This is a genomic window from Mesorhizobium sp. M0633 (assembly GCF_040320645.1).
Lineage (GTDB): Bacteria > Pseudomonadota > Alphaproteobacteria > Rhizobiales > Rhizobiaceae > Mesorhizobium.
The window spans coordinates 146,788-171,938 of sequence record NZ_JAMYQC010000010.1; the positions used below are offsets into that span (position 1 = coordinate 146,788).

A 25,151-nucleotide genomic window follows, 5' to 3' on the forward strand; every position below is an offset into this window, starting at 1 on the left:
GCTGATGCCTGCTGTGCAGGAGACGATCGATCGAGTTCGAAAGATCGATGTCGACCAGTATAAATACGGATTCCAGACCGAAATCGCGATGGACAAGGCCCCCAAGGGCCTGAGCGAAGACATTATCCGCTTCATTTCGGCGAAGAAGGACGAGCCGTCCTGGATGCTGGAATGGCGCCTGGAAGCCTATCGCCGCTGGCTGACGCTGGACGAGCCGAAATGGGCGCGCGTCCACTATCCCAAAATCGATTTCCAGGACCTCCACTATTACGCCGCGCCCAAGAGCACGCCGGGGCCGACTTCGCTCAGCGAGGTCGATCCCGAACTGCTGAAGGTCTATGAGAAGCTCGGCATTCCGCTCAGGGAACAGGAAATCCTCGCCGGCGTGCAGAAGACCGATGCGTCGGAGCTCGAGGAAGCCAGCGACAACGTCTACAAGTCGGGCCGCGTCGCCGTCGATGCGGTGTTCGATTCCGTCTCCGTCGTCACCACTTTCAAGAAGGAACTGGCGCAGGCCGGCGTCATCTTCTGCTCGATCTCGGAAGCCATCCGCGAGCATCCGGAGCTGGTGAAGAAGTATCTCGGCTCGGTCGTGCCGACCTCCGACAATTTCTACGCGACGCTGAATTCGGCGGTGTTCACCGACGGTTCGTTCGTCTTCGTGCCCAAGGGCGTGCGCTGCCCGATGGAATTGTCGACCTATTTCCGCATGAACGAGAAGAACACCGGCCAGTTCGAGCGCACGCTGATCATCGCCGAGGAGGGGGCTTACGTCTCCTATCTCGAAGGCTGCACGGCGCCGCAACGCGACGAGAATCAGCTTCATGCCGCGGTGGTCGAGCTGATCGCGCTCGATGATGCCGAGATCAAATATTCGACGGTGCAGAACTGGTATCCCGGCGACGCCGAGGGCAAGGGCGGTATCTATAATTTCGTCACCAAGCGCGGCGACTGCCGCGGCCATCGCTCGAAGATTTCGTGGACGCAGGTCGAGACCGGCTCGGCGATCACCTGGAAATATCCGAGCTGTATCCTGCGCGGCGACGATTCCAGCGGCGAGTTCTATTCGATCGCCGTCTCGAACGGCTATCAGCAGGTCGACAGCGGCACCAAGATGATCCACCTCGGCAAGAACACGTCGAGCCGCATCATCTCCAAGGGCATCGCTGCCGGCTTCTCGCAGAACACCTATCGCGGCCAGGTCTCGGCGCACCGCAAGGCGACCAACGCCCGCAACTTCACCAATTGCGATTCCCTGCTGATCGGTGACCAGTGCGGCGCGCACACCGTGCCCTACATGGAAGCCAAGAACTCGACCGCTCAGTTCGAGCATGAGGCGACCACCTCGAAGATTTCCGAGGACCAGAAGTTCTACGTCATGCAGCGCGGCATCCCGGAAGAAGAGGCGATCGCGCTGATCGTCAACGGCTTCGTCAAGGACGTCATCCAGCAGCTGCCGATGGAATTCGCCGTCGAGGCGCAGAAGCTGATCGGCATCAGCCTCGAGGGGAGCGTGGGGTGAGTGACGATGAGGCAGAGAACGGTCCGCCGTTGGTCGCACGCGTTCACCAGTTTGACAGGCATTCTGGTGAGCTACCCGACAACTATCGGGCCGACCTCGATGAGCAGATTTGCGGAGAATTGGCAACGTCGCTCGGGAACTACCTTCGAAGCTTTGCTGCCGAAAGCAAAGTTGTCGTCAGTATCGAAGTCGAAGCCAACCGAATTAGCGCTGGGCGCGAAGACGGCACGGAGTTGATGATCACAGTCTACGGCCCTGAGATTTTTGAAATCACCAGGTGGCCGAATCCCGCCGACGCCGTCGAGGACGGAAGTATGCGATTTGACTTGGCACCTGAACTTGAAAGCGACGTCGCCGTTGCCCTAGCTCGGCGATATGTAGTTAACGGAACGATAGAGCAAGAGAATGCTTGAAATCAGAAACCTGCATGCCCGCATCGTCGATGACGGCACCGAGATCATCCGCGGCCTGAACCTGACGGTCAGGGCTGGCGAGGTCGCCGCCATCATGGGCCCGAACGGCTCGGGGAAATCGACGCTGTCCTATATCCTCGCCGGCCGCGAGGACTATGAGGTCACCGATGGCGACATCCTCTACAACGGCCAGTCGATCCTCGAAATGGATCCGGCCGAGCGCGCCACCGCCGGCATCTTTCTCGCCTTCCAGTATCCGATGGAGATACCGGGCGTGGCGACGATGGAATTTTTGAAGGTGGCGATGAACGAGCAGCGCAAGGCGCGCGGCCAGGAGCCGCTGAAAATCCCGGAATTCCTCAAGCGCGTGAAGGAAGCGGCCGCCTCGCTCAACATGGACATGGCGATGCTGAAGCGGCCGCTCAATGTCGGCTTTTCCGGCGGCGAGAAGAAGCGTGCCGAGATCCTGCAGATGAAGCTGCTGGAACCAAAGCTCTGCGTGCTCGACGAGACCGATTCCGGTCTCGATATCGACGCGCTGAAGATCGTCGCGGACGGCGTCAACACGCTGCGCTCGCCGGACCGCGCCATCGTCGTCATCACCCACTACCAGCGCCTGCTCCAATACATCGTGCCGGATACGGTGCACGTGCTCTACAGGGGTCAGGTGATCAAGTCGGGCGACAAGTCGCTGGCGCTCGACCTCGAGGCCAATGGCTATGCCGGCGTGATCGGGCAAGCCGCGTGAGATGCCGGAAGGCAGGACGAAACTGATGAATATGCACACGACAACACCCCAGCGGACATTAGCCGAAACGGCGCTGATCGACGCCTTTGGCGAGCGGCTGTCGCTGCTGCCCGGTGACGGCGCGGTGATGCTGAAGCGCGACGACGCCATCGAGGCGATCAAGGGCGGCCTGCCGACGCGGCGCATCGAATCCTGGCACTATACGGACCTGCGCCGGCTGCTGACCTCGGTGCCGGACTTCGATCCGGCAGCGGTTGCGAAAGCCATTGCGCCGATCGTCGAAGGCTCCTCGGTTTTGCCGGTGCTGAACGGCGTTTCGAGCGCGAAATGGGCTGCTGTCGAGGGCGTCACGGTACAGCGCCTGTCGGAGAAGCTGACCGACGGCAGCATCGCCCCGGGGCTGGATTCCTATGGCAGCGACGACGCCATCGGCGCGCTCAACACCGCCTTTGTCGCCGACGGCTATTTCGTCGACATCGCCGACGGGGCCCAAATGGACAAGCCGCTCGAATTGCAGAATTTGCAGGCCGGTGGACAGACGCATGTACGCCTGGCCGTCCGCGTCGGTGCCGGTGCCAACGCTGTCATCGTCGAACGCCAGGCAGGCGAGGAGGCGGCGCTGGTCAGTTCGGTCAGCCAGCTTGTGCTTGGCGAGGGCGCCGAGGTGACATGGCTCATCGTGCAGGAGCAGCCGGATACGGCGACGCACCTTGCCCAGTTCAAGGCGCATCTCGGCAAGAGTTCGAAGCTGACGCTGTTCGTCATGAATGCCGGCGGCAAGCTGGTGCGCCAGGAGGTCGTTGTGAAGACGACCGGCGAGGGCGCCGAATTCACCCTGCGCGGCATCAATCTGCTCGCCGGCGACACCCATACCGACGTCACCATGGTGCTCGACCACGCCGTGCCGCATACGGCCTCGACTGAAGTCATCCGCAATGTGGTGACCGGCAAGGCGCGCGGCGTCTTCCAGGGCCGCATCAACGTCCATCAATATGCGCAGAAGACCAACGCCAAGATGGCCTGCAACACGCTGCTTCTGTCGGACGACGGCGAGTTCTCGACCAAGCCGGAACTCGAAATCTTCGCCGACGACGTCGTCTGCGGCCATGGGGCGACCGTCACCGAGATCGACCACAGCCATCTGTTTTACCTGATGGCGCGCGGCGTCGACGAGAAGACCGCGCGCGGCTTGCTGGTCAAGGCCTTCGTCGCCGAGGTAATCGAGGAACTGGACGACGAGGCAATCGTCGAGGCGCTCGAAGCACGGCTCGACGATTGGTTTTTGACGCACGGGTAGAGGTGACTGAGGGGTTGGTGCCAACACCCCTCATCCGTCGCCTTCGGCGCCACCTTCTCCCACAAGGGGAGAAGGAGAGGCGCTCTTCCTTCTCCCCTTGTGGGAGAAGGTGGCCGAGCGAAGCTCGGTCGGATGAGGGGTGCTGGACGGAATGAGGCGGTGCCTCGAGAGAGTTGTGATGGACCAGAAAGTCGAAAACATCCCCTACGACGTCGAGGCGATCCGCCGCGACTTCCCGATCCTGTCGCGGCAAGTCTACGGCAAACCGCTGGTCTATCTCGACAATGGCGCCTCGGCGCAGAAGCCACAGGCCGTGCTCGACGCTATCCAGCACGCCTATTCCCAGGAATACGCCAACGTCCATCGCGGCCTGCATTTCCTGTCGAATGCCGCGACCGACGCCTATGAGAAGGCGCGCGAGACGGTGCGCCGTTTCCTCAATGCGCCGAGCACCGACAACATCGTCTTCACCTCGAACACCACGGCGGCGATCAACACGGTCGCCTATGGTTTCGGCATGCCGAACATCGGCGAAGGCGACGAGATCGTGCTCTCGATCATGGAGCATCATTCCAACATCGTGCCGTGGCATTTCATCCGCGAGCGGCAGGGCGCCAAGCTGGTCTGGGTACCGGTCGACGATCTCGGCGTCTTCCATATCGAGGAATTCGAGAAGCGGCTGACCGACCGGACAAAACTGGTCGCCATAACCCACATGTCGAATGCGCTGGGCACGGTGACGCCGATCAAGGAAATCGTGCGCATCGCGCATGCGCGCGGCATCCCGGTGCTGGTCGACGGCAGCCAGAGCGCCGTGCATATGCCGATCGACGTGCAGGACCTCGACTGCGATTTCTTCGTCTTCACCGGCCACAAGGTCTATGGCCCGTCGGGCATCGGCGTGCTCTACGGCAAGAAGGATATTCTGGAGCGCATGCGCCCGTTCATGGGCGGCGGCGAGATGATCGAGGAGGTGACGCAAGACATCGTCACCTACAACGATCCGCCGCACCGTTTCGAGGCCGGCACGCCGCCGATCGTCCAGGCGATCGGGCTTGGTGCGGCGCTGGAATATATGGAAAAGATCGGCCGCGAACGCATCGCCGCGCATGAGGCCGATCTGAAGGATTATGCGCATCAAAAACTGCGCGCCATCAACTCGCTGCGCATCTTCGGCGATGCGCCCGGCAAGGGCGCCATCATCTCGTTCGAGCTGCAGGGCATCCATGCCCATGACGTCTCGATGGTCATTGACCGGCAGGGAGTGGCGGTGCGCGCCGGCACCCATTGCGCCCAGCCGCTGTTGAAACGCTTCGGCGTAACATCCACATGCAGGGCGTCGTTCGGCATGTATAATACCAGGGCCGAAGTCGATGCTTTGGCCGATGCGCTGGAAAAAGCGCGCAAGTTCTTCGGGTGACGATCATGGATGATGCCAGCCACACCGCCGAAAGCACGGCACTGGAAACGGCCACCAATGCGGTGGTCTCCGGATCGGCCATTCCGGCCGAAGAATTGGCGCGGCTGACCGACGACATCGTCTCGGCGCTGAAAACGGTCTACGACCCGGAAATCCCGGCCGACATCTACGAGCTCGGCCTCGTCTACAAGATCGACATCGAGGACGACCGCTCGGTCAAGATCGACATGACGCTGACCGCGCCTGGCTGCCCGGTGGCCGGCGAAATGCCCGGTTGGGTGGAGAATGCCGTCGGCGCCGTCGAAGGCGTTTCCGGCGTCGAGGTCAACATGACCTTCGACCCACCCTGGTCGCCCGACCGAATGTCGGAAGAGGCGCAGGTGGCGGTTGGGTGGTACTAGCATCCGACCAGCCAGAGGCTGGCGCACTTGCGCCGGGTACAAAACTTCACCATTTTAGGTGAGGAATCATTCGGCAGGCCTTGAACCTGCGCGCAATGGAGAAGGAAAACATGGGACGCTTCGCCGTCATCACGATGACCGAAAAGGCCGCCGACCGGGTGCGCGAGATCGTTGCGACCCGTGAGAATGCGCATGGCATTCGCCTTGGCATCAAGAAGGGCGGTTGCGCGGGCATGGAATATACGGTCGACCTGGTGACCGAGCCCAACACCAAGGACGACCATATCGAGCGCGATGGCGCCCACGTCTATGTCGCGCCGGAGGCGGCCCTTTTCCTGTTCGGCACCGAGATGGATTTCGAGCAGACGGCGCTGCGCACCGGATTCACCTTCCGCAATCCGAACCAGAGCTCGGCCTGCGGCTGCGGCGAATCGGTCGAATTGAAGCCGGCTGATCTGAAGGCACTGGCCGAAGCACGCGCTTCGGCCTGAGAATTTTCTTTTCCTTAGTAGGATTTCGCGAGACCCCCTCATCCGGCCGCTTCGCGGCCACCTTCTCCCCGAGGGGAGAAGAGGTCGCGAACGGTTGAGCCAGTCTCTTCTCCCCAGCGGGGAGAAGGTGGCCCGAAGGGCCGGATGAGGGGGACTGCCGAAGCTAATCCACCCACATCCCCGTTCGCTTGTGCCAGTCTGCGATCGACTCCTCCGGGTAGACGTCGAACACCTTGTCACCCTTGCCGATGTCGGGCTCGACCCAGTTCGCCTTGTATTTCAGCATCAGATGCACCTTCTCCGGCGGTTTCGGCAGGTCTGTGTCGATCGCCGAGGCAAACGGATGCACCAGCTCCGGCCAGGTCGGATCGTAGAGCCAGAGTGCCGTCCCGCATTTCGTGCAGAAGTTCCGCTCGCCCGTCGAGGTCTCGCGTTGCGGGTGCTCGTCGTCCTCGATCTCGGCGCGGTAGACGCCGAGATGGCGCTTGCCCTGGATTTTCAGCGTCTCGTAATCGGCGCCGAGATTGATGGCAAAACCGCCGCCGCCCTGCTGCTTGCGGCAGATCGAGCAGTAGCACAGCATGAACGGCACCGGCGTATGGCTTTCCACCTCGAAACGCACGGCATTGCACCGGCAGGACCCTTTGAGCAGAAGCGGCATGAGAAACTCCGATGAAACTGATTCCGAACTTGTCAGGATGGTGCCGGTTGCGTCGATGACAAGGGGAAATCCGGGTGACATGATCGCCGCATGGACAACGAGCGCATAGAAGAGCTTTTCGAAGGCCTCGGCCCGGTCAGCATCCGCAAGCTGTTCGGCGGCAAGGGCATCTATTTCGACGGCGTCATCGTCGCCATCGTCATCCGTGGCGAATTGATGCTGAAGGCCGACGCCGAAAGCGCACCGGATTTCGAAGCGGCCGGCTGCCGGCAATGACCTATACCGGCTCGCGCCACGGCAAGCTCGTGTCGATGCCCTATTGGAGCGTTCCCGACAGCGCATTCGACGATCCCGACGAGATGGTGATCTGGGCGCGCCGCGCCTACGAGGCAGGACGGCGCGCCGGAAAATAGGCTGCGTCATGCTTTGGCAATTCCGGGCCGCACTTCACGCCAGGTCCCGCGCCTCGGGCACGAGCGCCAGCGCCTCGGCAAAGCTGGCGCTGGTGAAGGCGGCGCGCTCGACGGCGAGCATAGCTGCGGCAATGCCTTCGCGCAGTGCCGCGCGTAGCGTCAGGCCGCGCAGCAGGGCAACGATCGTGGCGCCTGCCAATGCGTCGCCGGCGCCGGCAGTATCGGTCCGCTTTTGTAGCGGCGGTGGCGAGATCGAGAACGCGCTCAATTCGTCAAACCGAGCACTGGTTCGTCGCCGGCGGTGATCACGCCGCTTTTCAGCCCGGCGCGTCTTAGGCCGTCGACGATGCCTTGATCGTCAGCATCGATGCCGACGCCGGCGAGCACGCCGGCCTCCTGCCGGTTCATGAAGGCCAGCGCCAGACGGTCGAGCACCGGCATCAGCCGCGCCGCCTTATTGGGCGAGACCGCAAGCGCAAACACCGGCTTGTCGGCGGCGAGTGCCGCCAGCCGCCCCAGCGCGGTCGACGGCAGGTTGGCGTCGCACAGCACCGCGTCGGCCGAACCGATCGCTTCCCGCACCTTGGCGCGGCGGATCTGCTTGGGAAGCGCCAGCTCGTAGAGCACCATGTCGGCAAGGCCGGCGATCAGCCCGCCGTCGCTATCGATCAGCATCGTATGGCTTGGCGTTGCTCGGTCGAGGAACACCGCCGACAGGTCGGCAATGCCGGCCTCGGTGACGGCGCGTAAAACCGTGTCGCCAAGGGCATCGCCGCCGCGCACCGAAAGCAGCGAGGCCGAGGCGCCGCGTCGCACCGCACAGCGCAAGGCGTTGAAGACGGCACCGCCGACATGCTCGCGCATCGTGCCGGGGTTGGAAGCGGCCGGCACGAAGGCGCCGGCAACCCGGCCGCGCCGCTCGATATAGGCGCCGCCCACGGCCAGGATCGTCGGGGATTTGATCATGCCGTCAAAATGCCCTTTAGCTGTTGCCCGGGGGAGACTAGGTCGCCGGGCGGAACCCTGCAATCGCGGGTTCGATTCGGTTGGTGACGGCAACGGCGCCGCATGCGAGGCGAGACACATCGGAAGCAATAATTGCGAAACAAAAATAGAACAAATAGGGATATGCGTTATTTTTCAAACCCTTGGTGCTCATTGACAAATGAGAACAAATGAGGTACATTCTTTTAAGGATTGCGGGATTGTCCGGCCTCCATTGACGACCACGGGGTGATGTATCATGGCTCAGAATTCTTTGCGGCTTGTAGAGGACAAAGCGGTGGACAAATCAAAGGCTCTGGATGCGGCGCTATCGCAAATCGAGCGTGCCTTCGGCAAGGGCTCGATCATGCGGCTCGGCGCGAACGAGCAGGTCGTCGAGATCGAAACGGTGCCGACCGGCTCGCTTGGGCTGGACATCGCGCTTGGCGTCGGCGGCCTGCCGCGCGGCCGCATCGTCGAGATCTACGGGCCGGAAAGCTCGGGCAAGACGACGCTGGCGCTGCACACGGTGGCCGAAGCCCAGAAGAAGGGCGGCATCTGCGCCTTTGTCGATGCCGAGCACGCGCTCGACCCGGTCTATGCCCGCAAGCTCGGCGTCGATCTCGAAAACCTTTTGATCTCGCAGCCCGATACCGGCGAGCAGGCGCTGGAGATCTGCGACACGCTGGTGCGCTCCGGCGCCATCGACGTGCTGGTGGTCGATTCGGTGGCGGCGTTGACGCCGCGGGCGGAAATCGAAGGCGAGATGGGCGATTCGCTGCCCGGCCTGCAGGCCCGCCTGATGAGCCAGGCACTGCGCAAGCTCACCGCCTCGATCTCGCGCTCCAACACCATGGTCATCTTCATCAACCAGATCCGCATGAAGATCGGCGTCATGTTCGGTTCGCCCGAGACGACGACCGGCGGCAATGCGTTGAAATTCTATGCCTCGGTCCGCCTCGACATCCGCCGCATCGGCTCGGTCAAGGATCGCGACGAGGTCGTCGGCAACCAGACCCGCGTCAAAGTCGTCAAGAACAAGCTGGCGCCGCCCTTCAAGGTGGTCGAGTTCGACATCATGTATGGCGAGGGCGTCTCCAAGACCGGCGAGCTGGTCGATCTCGGCGTTAAGGCGGGCGTGGTCGAAAAGTCGGGCGCCTGGTTCTCCTACAATTCGCAGCGTCTTGGCCAGGGCCGCGAAAACGCAAAACTGTTCCTGCGCGACAATCCCGACACGGCGCGCGAGATCGAGCTGGCGCTACGGCAGAATGCCGGGCTGATCGCTGAGAAATTCCTTGAGAACGGCGGCTCCGAAAGCAGCGACGACGGTTTCGAGGACGACGCTGGGGTGATGTAGGGCAAGCGACGCCTCGCTGAGCCTCAGCCAGGTTTCGATTTGATGTTTTGATTTTGAGTTTGCGTAATCGATGCGTTTCGAACCGCCGGCCCAGGGCCGGCGGTTCGCGTTTGACGGCGAGGCAGACGCATTTCAAGGCGCTGGTGAAAGCCGGGATTTGAGCCCATTTGGTGTTTCTGGACAGGCTGCGGTGCGACCGCTAAAAGGCCATGTCTATTTTCCGCCGGCAGCCGGCGGTTCTCTCGAAAAGGCAGTATTCATGAGTGGCGTCAACGAGATCCGGTCGGCATTTCTCGACTATTTTCGCAAGGAAGGTCACGAGGTCGTCGCGTCAAGCCCGCTGGTGCCGCGCAACGACCCGACGCTGATGTTCACCAATGCCGGCATGGTGCAGTTCAAGAACGTTTTCACCGGTCTGGAGAAGCGGCCGTATTCGCGCGCCACGACTGCCCAGAAGAGTGTTCGCGCCGGCGGCAAGCACAACGACCTCGACAATGTCGGCTACACCGCGCGCCACCTGACCTTCTTCGAGATGCTCGGCAATTTCTCCTTCGGCGACTATTTCAAGGAGCGGGCCATAGAGCTTGCCTGGAACCTGATCACCAGGGAGTTCGGGCTGAAGAAGGACAAGCTGCTGGTCACCGTCTACCACACCGACGACGAGGCGGCCTCGTACTGGAAGAAGATCGCCGGCCTTTCGGACGATCGCATCATCCGCATCGCGACTTCGGACAATTTCTGGGCAATGGGCGACACTGGACCTTGCGGGCCGTGTTCGGAGATATTCATCGACCGTGGCGAGCATATCTGGGGCGGCCCTCCCGGCAGCCCCGAGGAGGATGGCGACCGTTTCCTTGAATTCTGGAACCTGGTGTTCATGCAGTACGAACAGGTGACGAAGGACGAGCGCGTCGACCTGCCGCGTCCGTCGATCGACACAGGCATGGGCCTCGAGCGCATGGCATCCATCCTGCAAGGGGTTGAAAGCGTCTTCGAAACCGACCTGTTCCGCCACCTGATCGACGCTGCGTCGTCGGCGCTTGGCAAAGGTCCGGATGCGGACGCCGTCGCATCGTTGCGCGTCATCGCCGATCACCTGCGTTCGTCCTGCTTCCTGGTCGCCGACGGCGTGCTGCCGTCCAACGAAGGACGCGGCTACGTGCTTCGTCGCATCATGCGCCGCGCCATGCGCCACGCGCAGTTGCTCGGCGCCCGCGATCCGCTGATGTGGCGCCTGGTGCCGGCACTGGTCCGCGAGATGGGCCAAGCCTACCCGGAACTGGTGCGCGGCGAACAGATGATCACCGAAACGCTGAAGCTTGAGGAAACCCGTTTCCGCAAGACGCTGGTGCGCGGCTTGGGCTTGCTTTCGGAGGCGACGGAAAAGCTGGCCTCCGGCGACATGCTGGATGGCGAGACAGCGTTCAAGCTCTACGACACCTATGGCTTTCCGCTCGATCTGACGCAGGACGCGCTGCGCCAGCGCAACATCTCGGTCAACCTTGCCGGCTTCACCGAGGCGATGGAGCGGCAGAAAGCGGAGGCGCGCAAAAGCTGGGCCGGCTCCGGCGACGTGGCGACCGAGACGGTATGGTTTCCGGTGCGCGAGAACGCCGGCGCCACCGAGTTCCTCGGCTATGAGACCGAGCAGGCGGAAGGCCTCATCCAGGCGCTGGTCAGGGACGGCAAGACCGTCGACAGTGCCGGCAAAGGCGACGCCGTTGCCGTGGTTGTCAACCAGACGCCGTTCTATGGCGAGTCCGGTGGCCAGATGGGCGATACCGGCGTCATTTCAGGCGACGGGTTCTCGATCGAAATATCCGATACCCAGAAGAAGGCCGATGGGCTTTTCGTCCATCTCGGCAAGGTGGCTAACGGCACGGTCAAGACAGGCGCGACCGTCGAGCTGAAGGTGGACCACGCGCGTCGCTCCAGGCTGCGCGCGAACCATTCCGCCACGCATCTGATCCATGAGGCGCTGCGCGAGGTGCTGGGTACCCATGTGGCGCAGAAGGGCTCGCTGGTCGCGCCCGAGCGTCTGCGCTTCGACATTTCGCACAACAAGCCGATCTCGCCGGACGAGCTCGAAGAGGTCGAGCGCATGGCAAACGAGATCGCCGTTCAGAACGGCCCTGTAACCACGCGGCTGATGTCTGTCGACGACGCCATTGCCGAAGGCGCCATGGCGCTGTTTGGCGAGAAATATGGCGATGAAGTGCGCGTCGTTTCGATGGGCACGGGCTTGCATGGCGCCAAGGCCAACCGGCCCTATTCGGTCGAGCTATGCGGCGGCACGCATGTCAGGGCGACCGGCGATATCGGCCTGGTGCGCATCGTGTCCGACAGCGCGGTCGCTGCCGGCGTGCGCCGCATCGAGGCGTTGACCGGCGAGGCGGCCAGAAAGCATCTCGACGAACAGGACAAGCGGTTGAAGGCGGCCGCCGCCGCGTTGAAGATTTCGCCGGCCGATGTGCCGGCCCGCGTCGAGGCGCTGCTGGACGAACGCAAGAAGCTCGAAAAGGAGCTGATCGAGGCGCGCAAGAAGCTGGCGCTGGGCGATCGCTCGCCAGCCGGTGTGCCTGCGGAAAACGAAACCATTGCCGGTGTCGGTTTTCTCGGCAAGGCGGTATCGGGCGTCTCGCCAAAGGATCTTAAGCCGTTGGCCGATGCCGGCAAGAAGTCGCTCGGCTCCGGCATCGTCGTCTTTGTCGGCGCCGGCGAGGACAACAAGGCGAGCGTCGTCGTCGCCGTCACCGATGATCTGACCGGCCGCTTCAACGCCATCGATCTGGTGCGCGTCGCGTCCGCGGCATTGGGCGGGCAGGGCGGCGGCGGGCGACCCGATATGGCTCAGGCCGGCGGCCCGGACGGCTCGAAGGCCGAAGACGCGATCGCTGCGGTGAAGGCGGCTCTCGAAGCGGCGTGAACCTGCACCGGGGGCGGCACGGCCGAAATGGCGCGCCGCCCAGCGGATATCTTTGAGGGCCGATATGCCGACGCTGACGATGTATCAGGTCGATGCCTTTGCCGAACGGGCCTTCCAGGGTAACCCTGCCGCCGTTCTCCTTTTAGAGGAATGGCTGTCGGAGCAGGTAATGCAGGCCATCGCCAACGAAAACAATCTTGCTGAAACCGCGTTTGTGCGGCCGAATGGCAAAGGTTGGGATTTGCGCTGGTTCACGCCGGTCCATGAAGTCGACTTCTGCGGCCACGCCACTCTTGCGGCCGCCCATGTGCTGGCTACGGAATACAATGGTCAGGGCGAAATGGCCTTCGCCACCCGGGTCGGCGAGCTGCGGGTTTCCCGGTGGGGAGGGGCCTATCAGCTTGATCTGCCGTGTTTTCCGCCGCAGCCCATCGAGGAAGAGCTGAACTCGGCGCTGCAAGCGATATTGCCTCAGCGGCCGGTTGCGAGCTTCCGCAATTTCGAGAACCTGTTTGTCGAGCTTGCCGACGAGACAACCGTGCGATCTTTCGTTCCCGATCTGCTCAGGATCGGACGTTTTCATCCTCTCGGCCTGGTTATTACCGCGCCTGGGCGAGCCCACGATTTCGTCTCCCGTTACTTTGTGCCCGGGGCGGGCATTCCCGAGGATCCGGTTACCGGCTCCATTCATGCGACGCTGGTACCTTACTGGGCTGAAAAACTCGGCAAGACGCATCTGTCGGCATTCCAATGCTCGCAGCGCGGCGGGCATTTGCTATGCGAACTGGCCGGAGATCGCGTGCTGATCACAGGCCGTGCGAAGACCTTCATGAAGGCGGAGATCTACCTTCCCGATTGAGCGGCTTGCGAGGCAGAGAAGGCAAGGATCTGGGAGAATTTGTCGCCAGCCTCGGCGGTAAAGCACCCCCCTCTGTCCGGCAGGACAGAGGGGGGTGCTGTCCCTCGGCCTCTCGTATCTTTGTCACCCTGCCTTTTCGGCTTTCGCAAAACTCGCGCGTTGAGTGATGCGCGCATACCAATCCCGAATATCGGCAAACTCGGCCAGCAGGGCTTGTCCCTCGGCGACCTTAACGAAATAGCCGATGATCGGTGCGGCGTGCAGGTCGGCCAGCGTCAGGTCCGTCCCCAACAGCCAAGGCCCTTCGGCTTTCAGCGAGGAGAGCGCCTGCAATGCCGTTCTTGCCTGCCGCAACCCGTTGGCGATCACGGCTTCGTCGGGCGGCGTTTTTTCCAGCCGCTCGACAGCGACATCCCAGACCATGGTCCTGTAGGCGTAGGCGTCGAGCAGGCCGGTGATCTGGTTCATGCGTGCTCGAGGCCGGGCTCCGGCCGGCTGCAGCGCCGGGCCGTCAAAGGCTTCGTCGACATAACGGGCAATCGCGCCAGTCTCGTAGAGGCGAAAGCCGTCATGCTCGAAGGTCGGGATGCGGCCGAACGGCTGGTGCTCGAAATACCAGCCGGGAATGCCGTCCGCGGCAAAGACGTCGACGGGCACGAGCTCGTAGCCGACGCCCTTTTCCTCCAGCACCAGCCGCACGATGCGCACATAGACGCTGTAGTCCGCGCCGTAGACGACGGGCTTGCCCATGCCGGTTGGGCTCAGGCCATCGCTTTCTGCAAATTCTCGTCGATCTTGTCGAGGAAGCCGGTGGTCGAAAGCCATGGCTGGTCGGGGCCGATCAGCAGTGACAGGTCCTTGGTCATGAAGCCGGACTCGACCGTCTGGATGCAGACCTTTTCCAGGGTCTCGGCAAAGCGCTTCAGTTCGGCATTGTCGTCGAGCTTGGCGCGATGCGCGAGGCCGCGCGTCCAGGCAAAGATCGAGGCGATCGAATTGGTCGAGGTCTCCTCGCCTTTCTGGTGCTGGCGATAGTGGCGGGTAACGGTGCCGTGCGCGGCTTCCGCCTCGACGGTCTTGCCGTCCGGCGTCATCAGCACCGAGGTCATCAGGCCGAGCGAGCCGAAGCCTTGCGCCACCGTGTCGGACTGCACGTCGCCGTCATAATTCTTGCAGGCCCAGACATAGCCGCCCGACCATTTCAGGCTGGAGGCCACCATGTCGTCGATCAGCCGGTGCTCGTACCAGAGTTTCTTCGCTTTGAATTCTGCTTCGAACTCCGCCTCGTAGACCTCCTGGAAGATGTCCTTGAAGCGTCCGTCATAGGCTTTGAGGATGGTGTTCTTGGTCGAGAGGTAGACGGGATAATTGCGCAGCAGGCCGTAGTTCAGTGAGGCGCGGGCGAATTCGCGGATCGATTCGTCGAGATTGTACATGGCCATGGCGACGCCGGCGCCGGGTGCGTCGAACACATCGTGCTCGATCACCTGGCCGTCCTCGCCGACGAATTTGATCGTCAGCTTGCCCTTGCCGGGGAAGCGGAAGTCGGTGGCGCGGTACTGGTCGCCGAAGGCGTGGCGGCCGACGATGATCGGCTTGGTCCAGCCGGGCACCAGCCGCGGCACGTTCTTCATGATGATCGGCTCGCGAAAGATGGTGCCGCCGAGGATGTTGCGGATGGTGCCGTTCGGCGACTTCCACATCTTCTTCAGCTTGAATTCCTCGACGCGCTGTTCGTCGGGCGTGATCGTCGCGCATTTCACGCCGACGCCGTATTTCTTGATGGCATTGGCCGAGTCGATGGTCACCTGGTCGTTGGTGGCGTCGCGGTGCTCGATGCCGAGGTCGTAATATTCGAGCTTGAGGTCGAGATAAGGGTGGATCAGCTTGTCCTTGATGAACTGCCAGATGATGCGGGTCATCTCGTCGCCGTCGAGTTCGACGACCGGGTTCGCCACCTTGATCTTCGCCATGGAAAGAATGCCTCGCTTTTGGGGAACGGAACGGCCTTGCCCGCACGGCTGCCGGCCCTGGGATGCGGCCCGTATATCAAAGGCTTTTTGGCCGCGCAAACGGCGAACCGCGCCGTAGTGTCGGCATTCCTTGCGAAAGCTTCATTTTCGCCGCCAAATGTGGCAGGGGACTGCGAAATGCCGCAAACAGCAGTTCACTGACAACCATGGCCGCTACCCAGGATCCCGCCACCCCTCTTGCCTCCGGAACTCCAGCGTCCGGACCGGCGATCATCCTGGTCGAGCCGCAGCTCGGCGAGAATATCGGCATGGTTGCGCGCGCCATGGCCAATTTCGGCCTTACCGAGCTGCGGCTCGTCAATCCGCGCGACGGCTGGCCGAGCGAGAAGGCGCGTGCCGCCGCAAGCCGCGCCGACCACGTCATCGATGCCGTCACGGTGTTCGATGACCTCGCCTCGGCAGTCGCCGATCTGAACTTCGTCTTCGCCACCACGGCGCGCGCGCGCGACAATTTCAAGCCGGTGCGCGGTCCGGTCGAGGCGGGCAGGGCGCTGCGCGCGCGGCAGCGGGCCGGCCAGCGCACCGGCATCCTGTTCGGCCGCGAGCGCTTCGGCCTCTATAATGATGAGGTCGGCCTTGCCGACGAGATCGTCACCTTCCCCGTCGATCCAGCCTTCTCCTCGCTCAACATCGCCCAGGCGGCCCTGCTGATGTCCTATGAATGGATGAAGTCCGGCCTGGAAGACGAGACCAGGACCAACTTCTCCGGCCCCGAAATGCCGCCGGCTGCCAAGGAAGAATTGCACGGCCTGTTTGCGTATCTGGAAGGTGCACTGGAGGCGCGCGGCTATTTCCGCCCGGCAGCGAAGAAGCCGAAGATGGTCGACAATTTGCGTGCAGTGCTGACCCGCGCCGGCTTTGCCGAGCCGGAGCTTAAGGTGCTGCGCGGCATAATATCATCGCTGGACAGGTTCTCGCCGGCCATGCCGCGCGGCGACGGATCGCCCGGCGACGACCCAAGGCGGCTCCCGGCGGCCGCGGCACGCGCTGCGAGGGCGAAAGACAAAGACTAGCCTCGGAACGACCCATACCTCACCAGGTAACCGAATGTTATTTGGTGTGATCCATTGTCCGGCGAACGATGGATCCTTTCGATGTTCAATTCAAATATCGGGCGTCTTCGCTTTTTCTTCTATTCCGCGGCCTTGCTGGTTGCGGAAATCGTGACCTTTGTGCTGTGCGTCGTGGAGACCATCGGCATCGAGGGTTTGGCCAATTCGAGGCCCGGACCTTCCAGGGAAGGGCTGGCCGCGGCTGTTCTCGTTACCTCGCTGGTGATCGTTCTGTTCCGCGCGAATTTCGCGTGGCGTCGAAGCCGCGACGCGCAAGGGTCGAGTTGGATCCTTTGGTCGTATATCGTGTTCTCGACCCTGTTCGCGATCCTGCAGGCCGGCACTGTTCTTGTCGTAAAATTCGACGGCGAAGATTCGCATTCCGGCCTCAACCTGCTGGGATTAGCTCTTGTCGGGCTGTGGGCCGTCATCTTGGCGGGCAAGCCGGCGGGCGGTGGCTCTGCGGATATGGCGTCATCCCTGAGTTTCGACGATTTCGACCCGCCCGGGCCGCTGCGCGGCGCCGCCGCGCTCCATTCAGCGTCAGCCGCCGGCGCGACGGCCCTGGCTCCAGCCTACGCCACGCGGGCCGCGCCGGTGCCGTCGAACCACCCTGCATCTCAACCTGCATCTCCGGCGAACGGCCGGCCGCGGCCCGGCGGCTTCGGCAAGCGGGGCCTTGTGTGATCGTCTCGCCGCATCAAGGCCATGATGGTTCCAGATAGAAGCGTCAGAGATAAAGCCATCGCCGACGCAAAGGATGGGCCCGCCTTCTCTCTTTCGAGCCCACGTGATCCCAGCCCTTAGTGAATTCAATGACGATGACCGATCCATCAAGCGCCCGTCCGATCCTGATGTTCGATTCCGGCATTGGCGGCCTCACCGTGCTGCGTGAGGCGCGCGTGCTGATGCCTGACCGCCGCTTCATCTATGTCGCCGACGACGCGGCGTTCCCCTTCGGCGCCTGGGAGGAACCGGCGCTGAGAACACATATCCTGGAGTTGTTCGCCAGGCTGCTCGACCGGTTTTCGCCGGCCATTTCGGTCATCGCCTGCAACACCGCCTCGACACTGGTCATCGATGCTTTGCGCGAGAGGTTTCCCGGCCATCCTTTCGTCGGCACCGTGCCGGCCATCAAGCCGGCGGCGGAACGCACGCGCTCAGGTCTGGTTTCGGTGCTGGCGACGCCCGGCACCGTCAAGCGCCAGTACACGCGCGATCTGATCAGCAAATGGGCGCAGAAATGCCATGTCCGCCTGGTCGGCAGCGACAGGCTGGCGGGATTGGCCGAAGCCTATATGCGCGACGGTTTTGTCGACGAGGACGCCGTGCGCGCAGAGATCGCGCCGTGCTTCGTCGAGCATGACGGGCTGCGCACCGACATCGTCGTGCTTGCCTGCACCCATTATCCGTTTTTGGCCAACCGCATGCGCAAGACAGCACCGTGGCCGGTCGACTGGCTCGACCCGGCCGAGGCGATCGCACGCCGGGCGCTGTCGCTGCTTGCCGATACCGAGGCCGCTTATCGCAGAGAGGCACTGCCGGAAGGCGCCGACCTTGCGTTCTTCACCTCGAACAGCGCCGATTTTCCGACGCGCCGGCTGATGCAGGGATTTGGCCTCACGATATCCTGACCGCAAGCAATTTTCGCTTTGGGAACATCACACCAGACAATGCGTTTTCCTCTCATCGGAAACGGGAGAAACCATCATGCCAGCCACCTCAAAAGCCCAGCAGAAAGCGGCCGGCGCGGCATTGTCAGCCAAGCGCGGCGAGACCAAGAAGGGCGCGCTCAAAGGCGCGTCAAAGGGAATGTATAAATCCATGAGCGAAAAACAGCTCGAGGAATTCGCCGAGACCAAGCGCAAGGGCCTGCCGGAAAAGAAGTCGAAACACTGATCGATTGGCCATTCTGACGGCGGATGCCGGTCAATAAAAGGCCCGCGGCTGAGCCGCGGGCCATGAAGTCTCAACGGGCGAGGACGAAAATTACCAGTTCCAGCTCCACCCGCAGCGCCGCACTTTGTAGCGGATGACCTTGCGATGACCGTGGCGCCACACCACCTTCTTCTTGACCACGATGCGGCAGACCTGGTGATGCCTGTGCCCATGCCAATGCCGGGCCTGCGCCGGCTCGGGCGCGACCGCCATCGTGCCGGCCATCACCGCGGCTCCTACCAACGTAAGGAAGAACTTCTTCATGCGAATTCCAGCTCCTCTGACTTCAGTCCCTTCCTGATGCCGCTGGCGCAACCTCCCGCCACATCCGGCACGTTCTACAACCGTAACACTATCCGGTTCGGCGATTCGCGCCAGCCAGAAGCTTGACAGCGGTTAAATCTCCGTTTAACCAGCCCACCAACACCGGGCCGCAATGCCCGGTGGTTTTCTTTATGTGTGCAAGACGTTTGGGAAGCCGGTTTTACTTTCCCTATGTCTTGTTTGAAATGACGTGTCCCGTGGGTTTTCCGTCGCGTTGCGTGGAAAACCCTGTCAGGTCTCGAAAACGGAGGCCAGAGGAGGGCGCGTTTCCTTCACCCGGACCATGAGGTTCCGGGTATGTTGTTTTGAAAGGGAATGCGATGAGCAAGCGCGAATCCGCGAAGTACAAGATCGACCGCCGTCTTGGCGAAAACATCTGGGGCCGCCCGAAGTCCCCGGTCAACAAGCGTGAATACGGCCCCGGCCAGCATGGCCAGCGCCGCAAGGGCAAGCTTTCCGATTTCGGCCTGCAGCTGCGCGCCAAGCAGAAGCTAAAGGGCCACTATGGCGACGTTTCGGAAAAGCAGTTCCGCAAGGTCTATGAAGAGGCGGACCGCCGCAAGGGCGACACCTCGGAGAACCTGATCGGCCTGCTCGAATCGCGCCTCGACGCGGTCGTCTACCGCGCCAAGTTCGTGCCGACCATCTTTGCGGCGCGCCAGTTCGTCAATCACGGCCACGTCAACGTCAACGGCAAGCGCGTCAACATCGGCTCGTACCGCTGCAAGCCGGGCGACGTCGTCGAAGTGCGCGAGAAGTCGAAGCAGCTGGTCATCGTGCTGGAATCGGTGGGCCTGGCCGAGCGCGACGTGCCCGATTACATCGAGGCCGATCACAACAAGATGACCGCGGCTTTCACGCGCATCCCCGGCCTGGCGGACGTTCCGTTTGCCGTGCAGATGGAACCGAACCTGGTCGTCGAGTTTTATTCGCGCTGATCGGCGCGTTCGTCGCGATACAATCGAAGGCCGCCCGTCGAGGCGGCCTTTTCTTTTTCGTTCCTTTTCCGCGGCGTGATTCCGAAATCGATTTCGATTTTCGGTCCGATGCGGTACTGCGGGCGGCAACAGGATCTTGGGGCCGAAGCGCCATGAATATGCTGCCAGACGCCGAAACACTCGAACCGGTCGCCGACACCGAAGGCGGCTTTCATCCTCTGTTTGCCGATGTGCCGTCCTCCGTCGAGTTCAACAAGCTGCGCAAGCGGCTGTTGCGGCTTGCCCGCCAGGCGATCGACGATTTCTCCATGGTGAGGCCCGGCGACCGGTGGCTGGTCGCTCTGTCGGGCGGCAAGGATTCCTACGGCCTGCTTGCCGTGCTGCTCGATCTCAAATGGCGCGGGCTGCTGCCGGTCGAGCTGTTAGCCTGCAATCTCGACCAGGGCCAGCCGAACTTTCCCAAGCACATATTGCCCGATTATCTCGATAGATATGCCATTCCGCATCGCATCGAATATCAGGACACCTATTCGGTGGTCACCGACAAGCTGGCCGAGGGCAGCACCTATTGCTCGCTGTGCTCGCGGCTACGGCGCGGCCATCTCTATCGCATTGCCCGCGAGGAGGGCTGCTCGGCGCTGGTGCTCGGCCACCACCGCGAGGACATACTGGAAACCTTTTTCATGAACCTGTTCCATGGCGGACGCCTCGCCGCCATGCCGCCGAAGCTGCTCAACGACGAAGGCGATGTCATGGTGCTGCGGCCGCTCGCCTATTGTGCGGAAGCCGATCTCGAGAAATTCGCCGGCGCCATGAAGTTCCCGATTATTCCGTGCGATCTGTGCGGTAGCCAGGAAGGCCTGCAGCGCAACGCCATGAAGGCGATGCTCGACGACATCGAGAAGCGCATGCCCGGCCGCAAGGACACGATGATCCGCGCCCTGACCAATGTGCGGCGTTCGCATCTGCTCGACAGGAAGTTGTTCGATTTCGTCGCCCTCAACGAAACCCTCACCACCAGGCGTCCCGATGACATTTGACGACAGCGCGATCGACTGGCTTGCTGACCTTCTGTCGGAAGCCGCCGTCGCCGAGATCATGCCGCGCTTTCGCCGGTTGAGCGAGGGCGACGTCCGTCGCAAGACCTCGGCCGCCGATCTCGTCACCGAGGCCGACGTCAATGCCGAACGGCTCATCACCGCCAGGCTGCGCCAGCGTTATCCCCACGCAATGATCGTCGGCGAGGAGGCCTGCTCCGACGACCCGACGCTGCTCGACGGTCTCGGCGATGCCGAACTCGCCTTCGTCATCGACCCGGTCGACGGCACCTTCAACTTCGCCTCCGGCGTGCCGCTGTTCGGCGTCATGCTTGGCGTCGTGATCAAGGGCGAGACGGTCGCCGGCATCATTCACGATCCCGTCGGCAAGGATTGGCTGATCGGCGTTAGTGGCGCCGGCAGCCATATCCGCCATGCCCATGGCGATCTGGAAAAGGTCCATGTCGCCAAACCGGCGCCGATGTCGGAAATGACCGGTGCGGTCTCATGGCACTATGTGCCCGAGCCGGACCGCTCACGTTTGGCGCGCAACCAGACCAAGTCGCTATCGCAGTTCAATTATCGCTGCGCCGCCCATGAATACCGCCTGCTGGCCAGCGGCCACGGCCATTTCGTCGTCTACAACAAGCTGATGCCTTGGGACCACCTGGCCGGCGTGCTGATCCATGCGGAGGCCGGCGGCCATGCCGCGCGCTTCGACGGCAGCGCCTATCTGCCGTCGCATGTCGGGGGTGGCCTGCTGGTCGCACCGGACCGGGAGACTGGCGGCAGCTGCGCCGTGAGCTCTGGGCGGAATAGCTCTTCGCTGCCAAAGTTGTCCAATCTTGTGCGAAACCGGAGATCTCGAATGAAACCTCGGTCCGCAATTGTTGCAACGGCCTTTGCCCTTGCCTTGGTTGCCGGTGTCCATGAAGCAAGAGCTGGGGAACGCGCATGTCGCAGTCCCGACTCCGTCGACACCATAGACGAGATGTTCTCCGCGATCTTCGCCTGTTGGAAGCCGCCGCGCGGAAGCGCGGGCATGACCCTGACGCTGCAGTTCTCAATTCGCCGAAACGGCACGCTTATCGGCAAGCCGCGCGCCACCTACTCACATCTAGGGGACGATGGTCCGCTCAACCGGGCCTTCGTGGCTTCCGTCCTCGAGGCGCTCGACAAGGCTCTTCCACTGCCCGTTTCGGACAGTATGGGTGGAGCAATCGCAGGACGTACGCTGTTCCCTCGCTTCACCGCGGTCAGTGAGGGTGCATCCTAGGCGCACGCGCAATGGGCATTAAACCGGCGGGTTATGCGGCTGGAACAGTCTGCCGCGCTCGGCCAGCAGGATCATCAGCAGCGCCGCCACCGACACGCTGCAGAACCCGGCGGCCAGCGGCGTCACCGTGCCGTTGAAGGCTTGGCCGATCAGCGTGCCGAGAATGCCGCCAAGAAATGTCTGCATGAACCCAAGGATCGACGACGCAGTGCCGGCCAGGTGCCCCAGCGGCTCCATAGCGAGCGCGTTGAAGTTCGCGCCGAGCGCGCCGAACGGGACCATGGCGCAGGCAAAGAAGGTAATGAAGAGCCAGAGCGGCATCTTTATTTCGATGGAAACGACCAGCCAGGCAAGGCTGATGGCCAGAAACAGCAGCAGCGCGCTTTGCGACAGACGGCGCATGCCGATGCGGCCGACGAGGCGCGAGTTGAGGTAGTTCGAAAAAGCAAGTACGCCGGCAACCCCCGCGAAGATGACGGGGAACATCTCGCCGACATTGAACACGCTGACATAGATCTGCTGGGCCGAGGCGATGAAGCCGAACATGGCGCCGAAGATGAAGGTGCTGGCGAAGGCGTAGCAGAGCGCGATGCGGTTGGTGAGAACGATGCGGAAGCCGCCGATGATGGAGGACAACGTCAGCGGCCGGCGATATTCGGGGTGTAGTGTCTCGGGCAGGCGCAGCAGCGACCAGGCGGACACGATCAGCGCGCCGGCTGCCATGGTGACGAAGATCACATGCCAGGTCGCAAACAGCATGATGAACTGGCCGATACCGGGCGCCACCACCGGAATGGCCATGAACACCATGAAGATCAAGGACATGACTTCGGCCATGCGCCTTCCGTCGAACGTATCGCGCACGATCGAGACGGCAATGACGCGCGTCGCCGCCGCACCGATGCCTTGCACGGCCCGGCATAGCAGAAGCGTGGTGAATGACGGGGCGATTGCCGCAGCGCCGGCCGCCAGGACGTAGATCACCAGCCCTGCGACAAGCGGCGCGCGGCGCCCGAAGCGGTCCGAGATCGGCCCGAAGAACAGCTGTCCGCCGCCAAAGCCAAGGATATAGGCGGTGACAACATATTGCCGGTGGTTTTCATTTTCGATGCCAAGCGAAGCGCCGATCTGCTGCAGCGCCGGCAAAATAATGTCGATGGCCAGCGAATTGAGCGCCATCAGCGCCGCGCACAGCGCAATGAATTCCCAGCGCGGAATAGGCAAGGTGCTTGCCTTTTGCTGCGCTTGTGCTTGCTGATCCACGGCCAGTCCGATCCTCAAACGAAAATGCGCCGGCTGGCCGACGCATCCATTCGTTGATTGCCCGATAATGGGCAGAACTTTTTGCCAAGGTGGGGGCTGCCCCGGCGCTTAGCGCATGACCCCCGAAAATCGCAGGCGGAAGGTCATACGCAGAAACAGAAGTCAGGCGGCGCCTTTGACGCTGACGCCCTTTTCGACGAGGAAGGTCTGCAATTCGCCCGCCTGGAACATCTCGCGGATGATGTCGCAGCCGCCGACGAACTCGCCCTTGACGTAGAGCTGCGGGATGGTCGGCCAGTTTGAATAGTCCTTGATGCCTTGCCGCAGTTCGGCCGAAGTCAGCACGTCGACGCCCTTATAGTCGGCGCCGATATAGTCGAGGATCTGCACGACCTGGCCGGAAAATCCGCATTGCGGGAAGCCGGGCGTGCCCTTCATGAAGAGAACGACGTCGTTGCCCTTCACTTCATTGTCGATGTAGTCGTTGATGCCGCTCATGGAATACCCTTTCATGCCTGTGGGAGTCAGGCTCGAACATTACCCTTCAAATAAACCCATGGGTTGCGCGAAACAAGATGTTTGCCGCCTTGCCACGCAAATGGCGCAAAGGAACGTCTGATCTTGGGCCAAGAGCGTTGGCCACCATCTTTCCCGAGGCGCGATGAAAAGACGATATCTCGCCGGGTGCCTCCTCGCCGTTCTGTTCGCCGCACTGTCATTGATCTGGTGGGCCAGGTCGCCGAGACAGCCATCTCTCGTCGTCGGCGGTGAATTACCGGCGCCGTGCCGCGATACGAGCTTCGAGGCGGTCGCCTATGTCGTCTGCGAAATCGATCTGCGCCACTATGACATCGGTGTGTTCCACGCAGGCCTTGACGGCAAGGCTTTCGGTTCACTGGACAAATTCGACAAGGCGATGGCGGATCAGGGCCGGCCGGTGCTGCTCGCCATGAACGCCGGCATGTATCACCAAGACCTGACTCCGGTCGGCCTTCTCGTCGAAGACGGCCGGGAGAAGGCGACGATCAACGTCGCCGACAGCGGAGGCAATTTCTTCCTGAAACCGAATGGCGTCTTCCTGGTCCGCAAGGACGGCAAGGCGGCGGTCATGGAGACAAGCGCCTATGCTGCGACCAGACTGGACGTCATGTTTGCCACGCAATCCGGCCCGATGCTGGTGATCGACGGCCGGCTTCATCCCCGCTTCGAGCAAAACGGCACATCGCGCTATATCCGCAATGGCGTCGGCGTGCGTGACGAAAACACCGTCATGCTGGCGATCTCGCGCTCTGAAGTCAGCCTCGGCAGCTTCGCGCGACTGTTTCGAGACGCGCTCGATTGTCCCAACGCGCTTTTCTTCGACGGGGCCGTTTCGGCGCTGTCGAACGGCGAGCGGATGATTGTTGGTGGAAAGTATCCGGCGGGGCCGATCATTGCCGTGACCGGTAAGAAGCTTGCGAGCCGGTAACTGCAAGAGAGCTCAGTCCGGCACGCTAGTCTGCAGGGCAAGCGCGTGCAGTACGCCGCCCATGTTGCCCTTCAGCGCGTCATAGACCATCTGGTGCTGCTGGACGCGGCTTTTGCCGCGAAAGCTTTCGGCCACCACCTCAGCCGCATAATGGTCGCCGTCGCCGGCCAGGTCGCGAATCGTCACCTTGGCGTCGGGAATGCCTTCCTTGATCAGCCGTTCGATGTCGTGGGCGTCCATTGCCATGTGAGGATTCCTTGTTCAGGTCGTGATCTCATAGATATGGTCGAAATGGCGGATGAACCACAGGGAAAGGGGCCCACTCGATCA

Annotated in this window: 25 protein-coding genes and 3 pseudogenes; 20 read left to right on the forward strand and 8 right to left on the reverse strand. The window is 62.3% G+C overall.

The window, feature by feature from the left end; translation table 11 throughout:
- Positions 1–4 precede the first annotated feature (4 nt).
- The 7 genes from sufB to sufA all read left to right on the forward strand — a co-directional run bounded on the left by sufB (position 5) and on the right by sufA (position 6,292).
- Complete coding sequence (sufB, locus tag NKI47_RS13535; protein ID WP_023674685.1) at positions 5–1,522, forward strand: Fe-S cluster assembly protein SufB; 1,518 nt, start codon at positions 5–7, stop codon at positions 1,520–1,522.
- Positions 1,519–1,935 (forward strand): hypothetical protein, encoded by a 417-nt coding sequence (locus tag NKI47_RS13540; RefSeq protein ID WP_352590646.1) that lies wholly within the window; start codon positions 1,519–1,521, stop codon positions 1,933–1,935. The genes sufB and NKI47_RS13540 overlap by 4 nt, the downstream gene beginning before the upstream one ends.
- On the forward strand, positions 1,928–2,683 hold the full coding sequence (gene sufC / locus NKI47_RS13545) for a Fe-S cluster assembly ATPase SufC (protein WP_352590649.1): 756 nt from the start codon (positions 1,928–1,930) through the stop codon (positions 2,681–2,683). The genes NKI47_RS13540 and sufC overlap by 8 nt, the downstream gene beginning before the upstream one ends.
- 25 nt (positions 2,684–2,708) lie before the next feature.
- Positions 2,709–3,980, forward strand: a complete 1,272-nt coding sequence (sufD, locus tag NKI47_RS13550; RefSeq protein WP_352590652.1) for a Fe-S cluster assembly protein SufD — start codon at positions 2,709–2,711, stop codon at positions 3,978–3,980.
- A gap of 178 nt (positions 3,981–4,158) precedes the next feature.
- Entirely contained in the window at positions 4,159–5,400 is a 1,242-nt protein-coding gene (locus NKI47_RS13555; protein WP_352541447.1) for a cysteine desulfurase, read from the forward strand.
- A 5-nt stretch (positions 5,401–5,405) separates the two neighbouring features.
- Positions 5,406–5,801: an SUF system Fe-S cluster assembly protein gene (locus tag NKI47_RS13560; protein WP_352449378.1), complete on the forward strand. Its 396-nt coding sequence runs from the start codon at positions 5,406–5,408 to the stop codon at positions 5,799–5,801.
- 110 nt (positions 5,802–5,911) lie between these two features.
- Positions 5,912–6,292 (forward strand): Fe-S cluster assembly scaffold SufA, encoded by a 381-nt coding sequence (gene sufA, locus NKI47_RS13565; RefSeq protein WP_352590656.1) that lies wholly within the window; start codon positions 5,912–5,914, stop codon positions 6,290–6,292.
- Between the two features lie 163 nt (positions 6,293–6,455).
- Here the strand turns inward: sufA and NKI47_RS13570 are convergent, their stop codons facing one another.
- Positions 6,456–6,953: a GFA family protein gene (locus tag NKI47_RS13570; protein ID WP_352458423.1), complete on the reverse strand. Its 498-nt coding sequence runs from the start codon at positions 6,951–6,953 to the stop codon at positions 6,456–6,458.
- A 90-nt stretch (positions 6,954–7,043) separates the two neighbouring features.
- Between NKI47_RS13570 and NKI47_RS13575 the strand changes: the two are divergent.
- Positions 7,044–7,366, forward strand: a pseudogene (locus NKI47_RS13575) (TfoX/Sxy family protein).
- Positions 7,367–7,400: 34 nt separating this feature from the next.
- Here NKI47_RS13575 and NKI47_RS13580 read toward each other — a convergent pair.
- A pseudogene (locus NKI47_RS13580) lies at positions 7,401–8,332 on the reverse strand (PfkB family carbohydrate kinase).
- Positions 8,333–8,609: 277 nt separating this feature from the next.
- On the opposite strand from NKI47_RS13580, the gene recA reads away from it, so the two are divergent.
- The 3 genes from recA (at position 8,610) to NKI47_RS13595 (ending at position 13,492) form a co-directional block, all read left to right on the forward strand.
- Positions 8,610–9,707 carry a recombinase RecA gene (recA, locus tag NKI47_RS13585; protein WP_023674696.1) on the forward strand — a complete coding sequence of 366 codons (1,098 nt, stop codon included), beginning with the start codon at positions 8,610–8,612 and terminating at the stop codon, positions 9,705–9,707.
- Between the two features lie 259 nt (positions 9,708–9,966).
- Positions 9,967–12,633, forward strand: coding sequence for an alanine--tRNA ligase (alaS, locus tag NKI47_RS13590; RefSeq protein ID WP_352590753.1), 2,667 nt, complete (start codon positions 9,967–9,969; stop codon positions 12,631–12,633).
- A 64-nt stretch (positions 12,634–12,697) separates the two neighbouring features.
- Entirely contained in the window at positions 12,698–13,492 is a 795-nt protein-coding gene (locus NKI47_RS13595; protein WP_352590660.1) for a PhzF family phenazine biosynthesis protein, read from the forward strand.
- 123 nt (positions 13,493–13,615) lie between these two features.
- Here NKI47_RS13595 and NKI47_RS13600 read toward each other — a convergent pair whose 3' ends face one another.
- Together NKI47_RS13600 and NKI47_RS13605 are read right to left on the reverse strand one after the other, a co-directional pair.
- Positions 13,616–14,242 carry a glutathione S-transferase family protein gene (locus tag NKI47_RS13600; RefSeq protein WP_352590663.1) on the reverse strand — a complete coding sequence of 209 codons (627 nt, stop codon included), beginning with the start codon at positions 14,240–14,242 and terminating at the stop codon, positions 13,616–13,618.
- A gap of 11 nt (positions 14,243–14,253) precedes the next feature.
- Positions 14,254–15,465 (reverse strand): NADP-dependent isocitrate dehydrogenase, encoded by a 1,212-nt coding sequence (locus NKI47_RS13605; protein WP_096445278.1) that lies wholly within the window; start codon positions 15,463–15,465, stop codon positions 14,254–14,256.
- Positions 15,466–15,671: 206 nt separating this feature from the next.
- Here NKI47_RS13605 and NKI47_RS13610 point away from each other — a divergent pair, with 206 nt between their 5' ends.
- From NKI47_RS13610 to NKI47_RS13625, 4 genes are all read left to right on the forward strand, one after another.
- On the forward strand, positions 15,672–16,538 hold the full coding sequence (locus NKI47_RS13610; protein WP_023674702.1) for an RNA methyltransferase: 867 nt from the start codon (positions 15,672–15,674) through the stop codon (positions 16,536–16,538).
- A gap of 132 nt (positions 16,539–16,670) precedes the next feature.
- The gene (locus NKI47_RS13615; RefSeq protein WP_352590666.1) at positions 16,671–17,264 is read left to right on the forward strand and encodes a hypothetical protein; all 594 of its coding nucleotides are present in this window, start codon (positions 16,671–16,673) and stop codon (positions 17,262–17,264) included.
- Between the two features lie 134 nt (positions 17,265–17,398).
- On the forward strand, positions 17,399–18,211 hold the full coding sequence (gene murI, locus NKI47_RS13620) for a glutamate racemase (RefSeq protein ID WP_352457798.1): 813 nt from the start codon (positions 17,399–17,401) through the stop codon (positions 18,209–18,211).
- Between the two features lie 76 nt (positions 18,212–18,287).
- Complete coding sequence (locus NKI47_RS13625; RefSeq protein ID WP_023674705.1) at positions 18,288–18,476, forward strand: DUF3008 family protein; 189 nt, start codon at positions 18,288–18,290, stop codon at positions 18,474–18,476.
- A gap of 90 nt (positions 18,477–18,566) precedes the next feature.
- Here NKI47_RS13625 and NKI47_RS13630 read toward each other — a convergent pair whose 3' ends face one another.
- Positions 18,567–18,779, reverse strand: a complete 213-nt coding sequence (locus NKI47_RS13630; protein WP_352590669.1) for a hypothetical protein — start codon at positions 18,777–18,779, stop codon at positions 18,567–18,569.
- A 380-nt stretch (positions 18,780–19,159) separates the two neighbouring features.
- Between NKI47_RS13630 and rpsD the strand changes: the two genes are divergently transcribed.
- The 4 genes and pseudogenes from rpsD to NKI47_RS35125 all read left to right on the forward strand — a co-directional run bounded on the left by rpsD (position 19,160) and on the right by NKI47_RS35125 (position 22,090).
- Positions 19,160–19,777 (forward strand): 30S ribosomal protein S4, encoded by a 618-nt coding sequence (rpsD, locus tag NKI47_RS13635; RefSeq protein ID WP_352457789.1) that lies wholly within the window; start codon positions 19,160–19,162, stop codon positions 19,775–19,777.
- A 152-nt stretch (positions 19,778–19,929) separates the two neighbouring features.
- Positions 19,930–20,817, forward strand: a complete 888-nt coding sequence (ttcA, locus tag NKI47_RS13640; RefSeq protein WP_352590673.1) for a tRNA 2-thiocytidine(32) synthetase TtcA — start codon at positions 19,930–19,932, stop codon at positions 20,815–20,817.
- A pseudogene (locus NKI47_RS13645) lies at positions 20,807–21,633 on the forward strand (inositol monophosphatase family protein). Before ttcA ends, NKI47_RS13645 begins: the two are co-directional and overlap by 11 nt.
- A gap of 49 nt (positions 21,634–21,682) precedes the next feature.
- On the forward strand, positions 21,683–22,090 hold the full coding sequence (locus NKI47_RS35125) for a UCP034077 family protein (RefSeq protein WP_502898037.1): 408 nt from the start codon (positions 21,683–21,685) through the stop codon (positions 22,088–22,090).
- An 18-nt stretch (positions 22,091–22,108) separates the two neighbouring features.
- Here the strand turns inward: NKI47_RS35125 and NKI47_RS13655 are convergent, their stop codons facing one another.
- Both NKI47_RS13655 and grxD read right to left on the reverse strand, forming a co-directional pair.
- Positions 22,109–23,308: a multidrug effflux MFS transporter gene (locus NKI47_RS13655; protein WP_502897046.1), complete on the reverse strand. Its 1,200-nt coding sequence runs from the start codon at positions 23,306–23,308 to the stop codon at positions 22,109–22,111.
- Positions 23,309–23,515: 207 nt separating this feature from the next.
- Entirely contained in the window at positions 23,516–23,851 is a 336-nt protein-coding gene (gene grxD / locus NKI47_RS13660) for a Grx4 family monothiol glutaredoxin (protein ID WP_023674712.1), read from the reverse strand.
- Positions 23,852–24,014: 163 nt separating this feature from the next.
- Here grxD and NKI47_RS13665 point away from each other — a divergent pair, with 163 nt between their 5' ends.
- The gene (locus NKI47_RS13665; RefSeq protein ID WP_352590679.1) at positions 24,015–24,821 is read left to right on the forward strand and encodes a phosphodiester glycosidase family protein; all 807 of its coding nucleotides are present in this window, start codon (positions 24,015–24,017) and stop codon (positions 24,819–24,821) included.
- 12 nt (positions 24,822–24,833) lie between these two features.
- Here the strand turns inward: NKI47_RS13665 and NKI47_RS13670 are convergent, their stop codons facing one another.
- On the reverse strand, positions 24,834–25,067 hold the full coding sequence (locus tag NKI47_RS13670) for a BolA/IbaG family iron-sulfur metabolism protein (RefSeq protein ID WP_023674714.1): 234 nt from the start codon (positions 25,065–25,067) through the stop codon (positions 24,834–24,836).
- Positions 25,068–25,151 lie beyond the last annotated feature (84 nt).

Bases quoted from the DNA above. Each gene is read 5' to 3' on its own strand.
- NKI47_RS13560 (WP_352449378.1), top strand. From the start codon at position 5,406: ATGGATGATGCCAGCCACACCGCCGAAAGCACGGCACTGGAAACGGCC.
- NKI47_RS13600 (WP_352590663.1), bottom strand. From the start codon at position 14,242: ATGGGCAAGCCCGTCGTCTACGGCGCGGACTACAGCGTCTATGTGCGC.
- sufD (WP_352590652.1), top strand. From the start codon at position 2,709: ATGAATATGCACACGACAACACCCCAGCGGACATTAGCCGAAACGGCG.
- NKI47_RS13570 (WP_352458423.1), bottom strand. From the start codon at position 6,953: ATGCCGCTTCTGCTCAAAGGGTCCTGCCGGTGCAATGCCGTGCGTTTC.
- NKI47_RS13555 (WP_352541447.1), top strand. From the start codon at position 4,159: ATGGACCAGAAAGTCGAAAACATCCCCTACGACGTCGAGGCGATCCGC.
- sufA (WP_352590656.1), top strand. From the start codon at position 5,912: ATGGGACGCTTCGCCGTCATCACGATGACCGAAAAGGCCGCCGACCGG.
- alaS (WP_352590753.1), top strand. From the start codon at position 9,967: ATGAGTGGCGTCAACGAGATCCGGTCGGCATTTCTCGACTATTTTCGC.
- ttcA (WP_352590673.1), top strand. From the start codon at position 19,930: ATGAATATGCTGCCAGACGCCGAAACACTCGAACCGGTCGCCGACACC.
- rpsD (WP_352457789.1), top strand. From the start codon at position 19,160: ATGAGCAAGCGCGAATCCGCGAAGTACAAGATCGACCGCCGTCTTGGC.
- grxD (WP_023674712.1), bottom strand. From the start codon at position 23,851: ATGAGCGGCATCAACGACTACATCGACAATGAAGTGAAGGGCAACGAC.
- NKI47_RS13605 (WP_096445278.1), bottom strand. From the start codon at position 15,465: ATGGCGAAGATCAAGGTGGCGAACCCGGTCGTCGAACTCGACGGCGAC.
- NKI47_RS13610 (WP_023674702.1), top strand. From the start codon at position 15,672: ATGGCCGCTACCCAGGATCCCGCCACCCCTCTTGCCTCCGGAACTCCA.
- sufB (WP_023674685.1), top strand. From the start codon at position 5: ATGCCTGCTGTGCAGGAGACGATCGATCGAGTTCGAAAGATCGATGTC.
- NKI47_RS13670 (WP_023674714.1), bottom strand. From the start codon at position 25,067: ATGGCAATGGACGCCCACGACATCGAACGGCTGATCAAGGAAGGCATT.
- NKI47_RS13595 (WP_352590660.1), top strand. From the start codon at position 12,698: ATGCCGACGCTGACGATGTATCAGGTCGATGCCTTTGCCGAACGGGCC.
- NKI47_RS13665 (WP_352590679.1), top strand. From the start codon at position 24,015: ATGAAAAGACGATATCTCGCCGGGTGCCTCCTCGCCGTTCTGTTCGCC.
- NKI47_RS13625 (WP_023674705.1), top strand. From the start codon at position 18,288: ATGCCAGCCACCTCAAAAGCCCAGCAGAAAGCGGCCGGCGCGGCATTG.
- recA (WP_023674696.1), top strand. From the start codon at position 8,610: ATGGCTCAGAATTCTTTGCGGCTTGTAGAGGACAAAGCGGTGGACAAA.
- NKI47_RS35125 (WP_502898037.1), top strand. From the start codon at position 21,683: ATGAAACCTCGGTCCGCAATTGTTGCAACGGCCTTTGCCCTTGCCTTG.
- NKI47_RS13630 (WP_352590669.1), bottom strand. From the start codon at position 18,779: ATGAAGAAGTTCTTCCTTACGTTGGTAGGAGCCGCGGTGATGGCCGGC.
- murI (WP_352457798.1), top strand. From the start codon at position 17,399: ATGACCGATCCATCAAGCGCCCGTCCGATCCTGATGTTCGATTCCGGC.
- sufC (WP_352590649.1), top strand. From the start codon at position 1,928: ATGCTTGAAATCAGAAACCTGCATGCCCGCATCGTCGATGACGGCACC.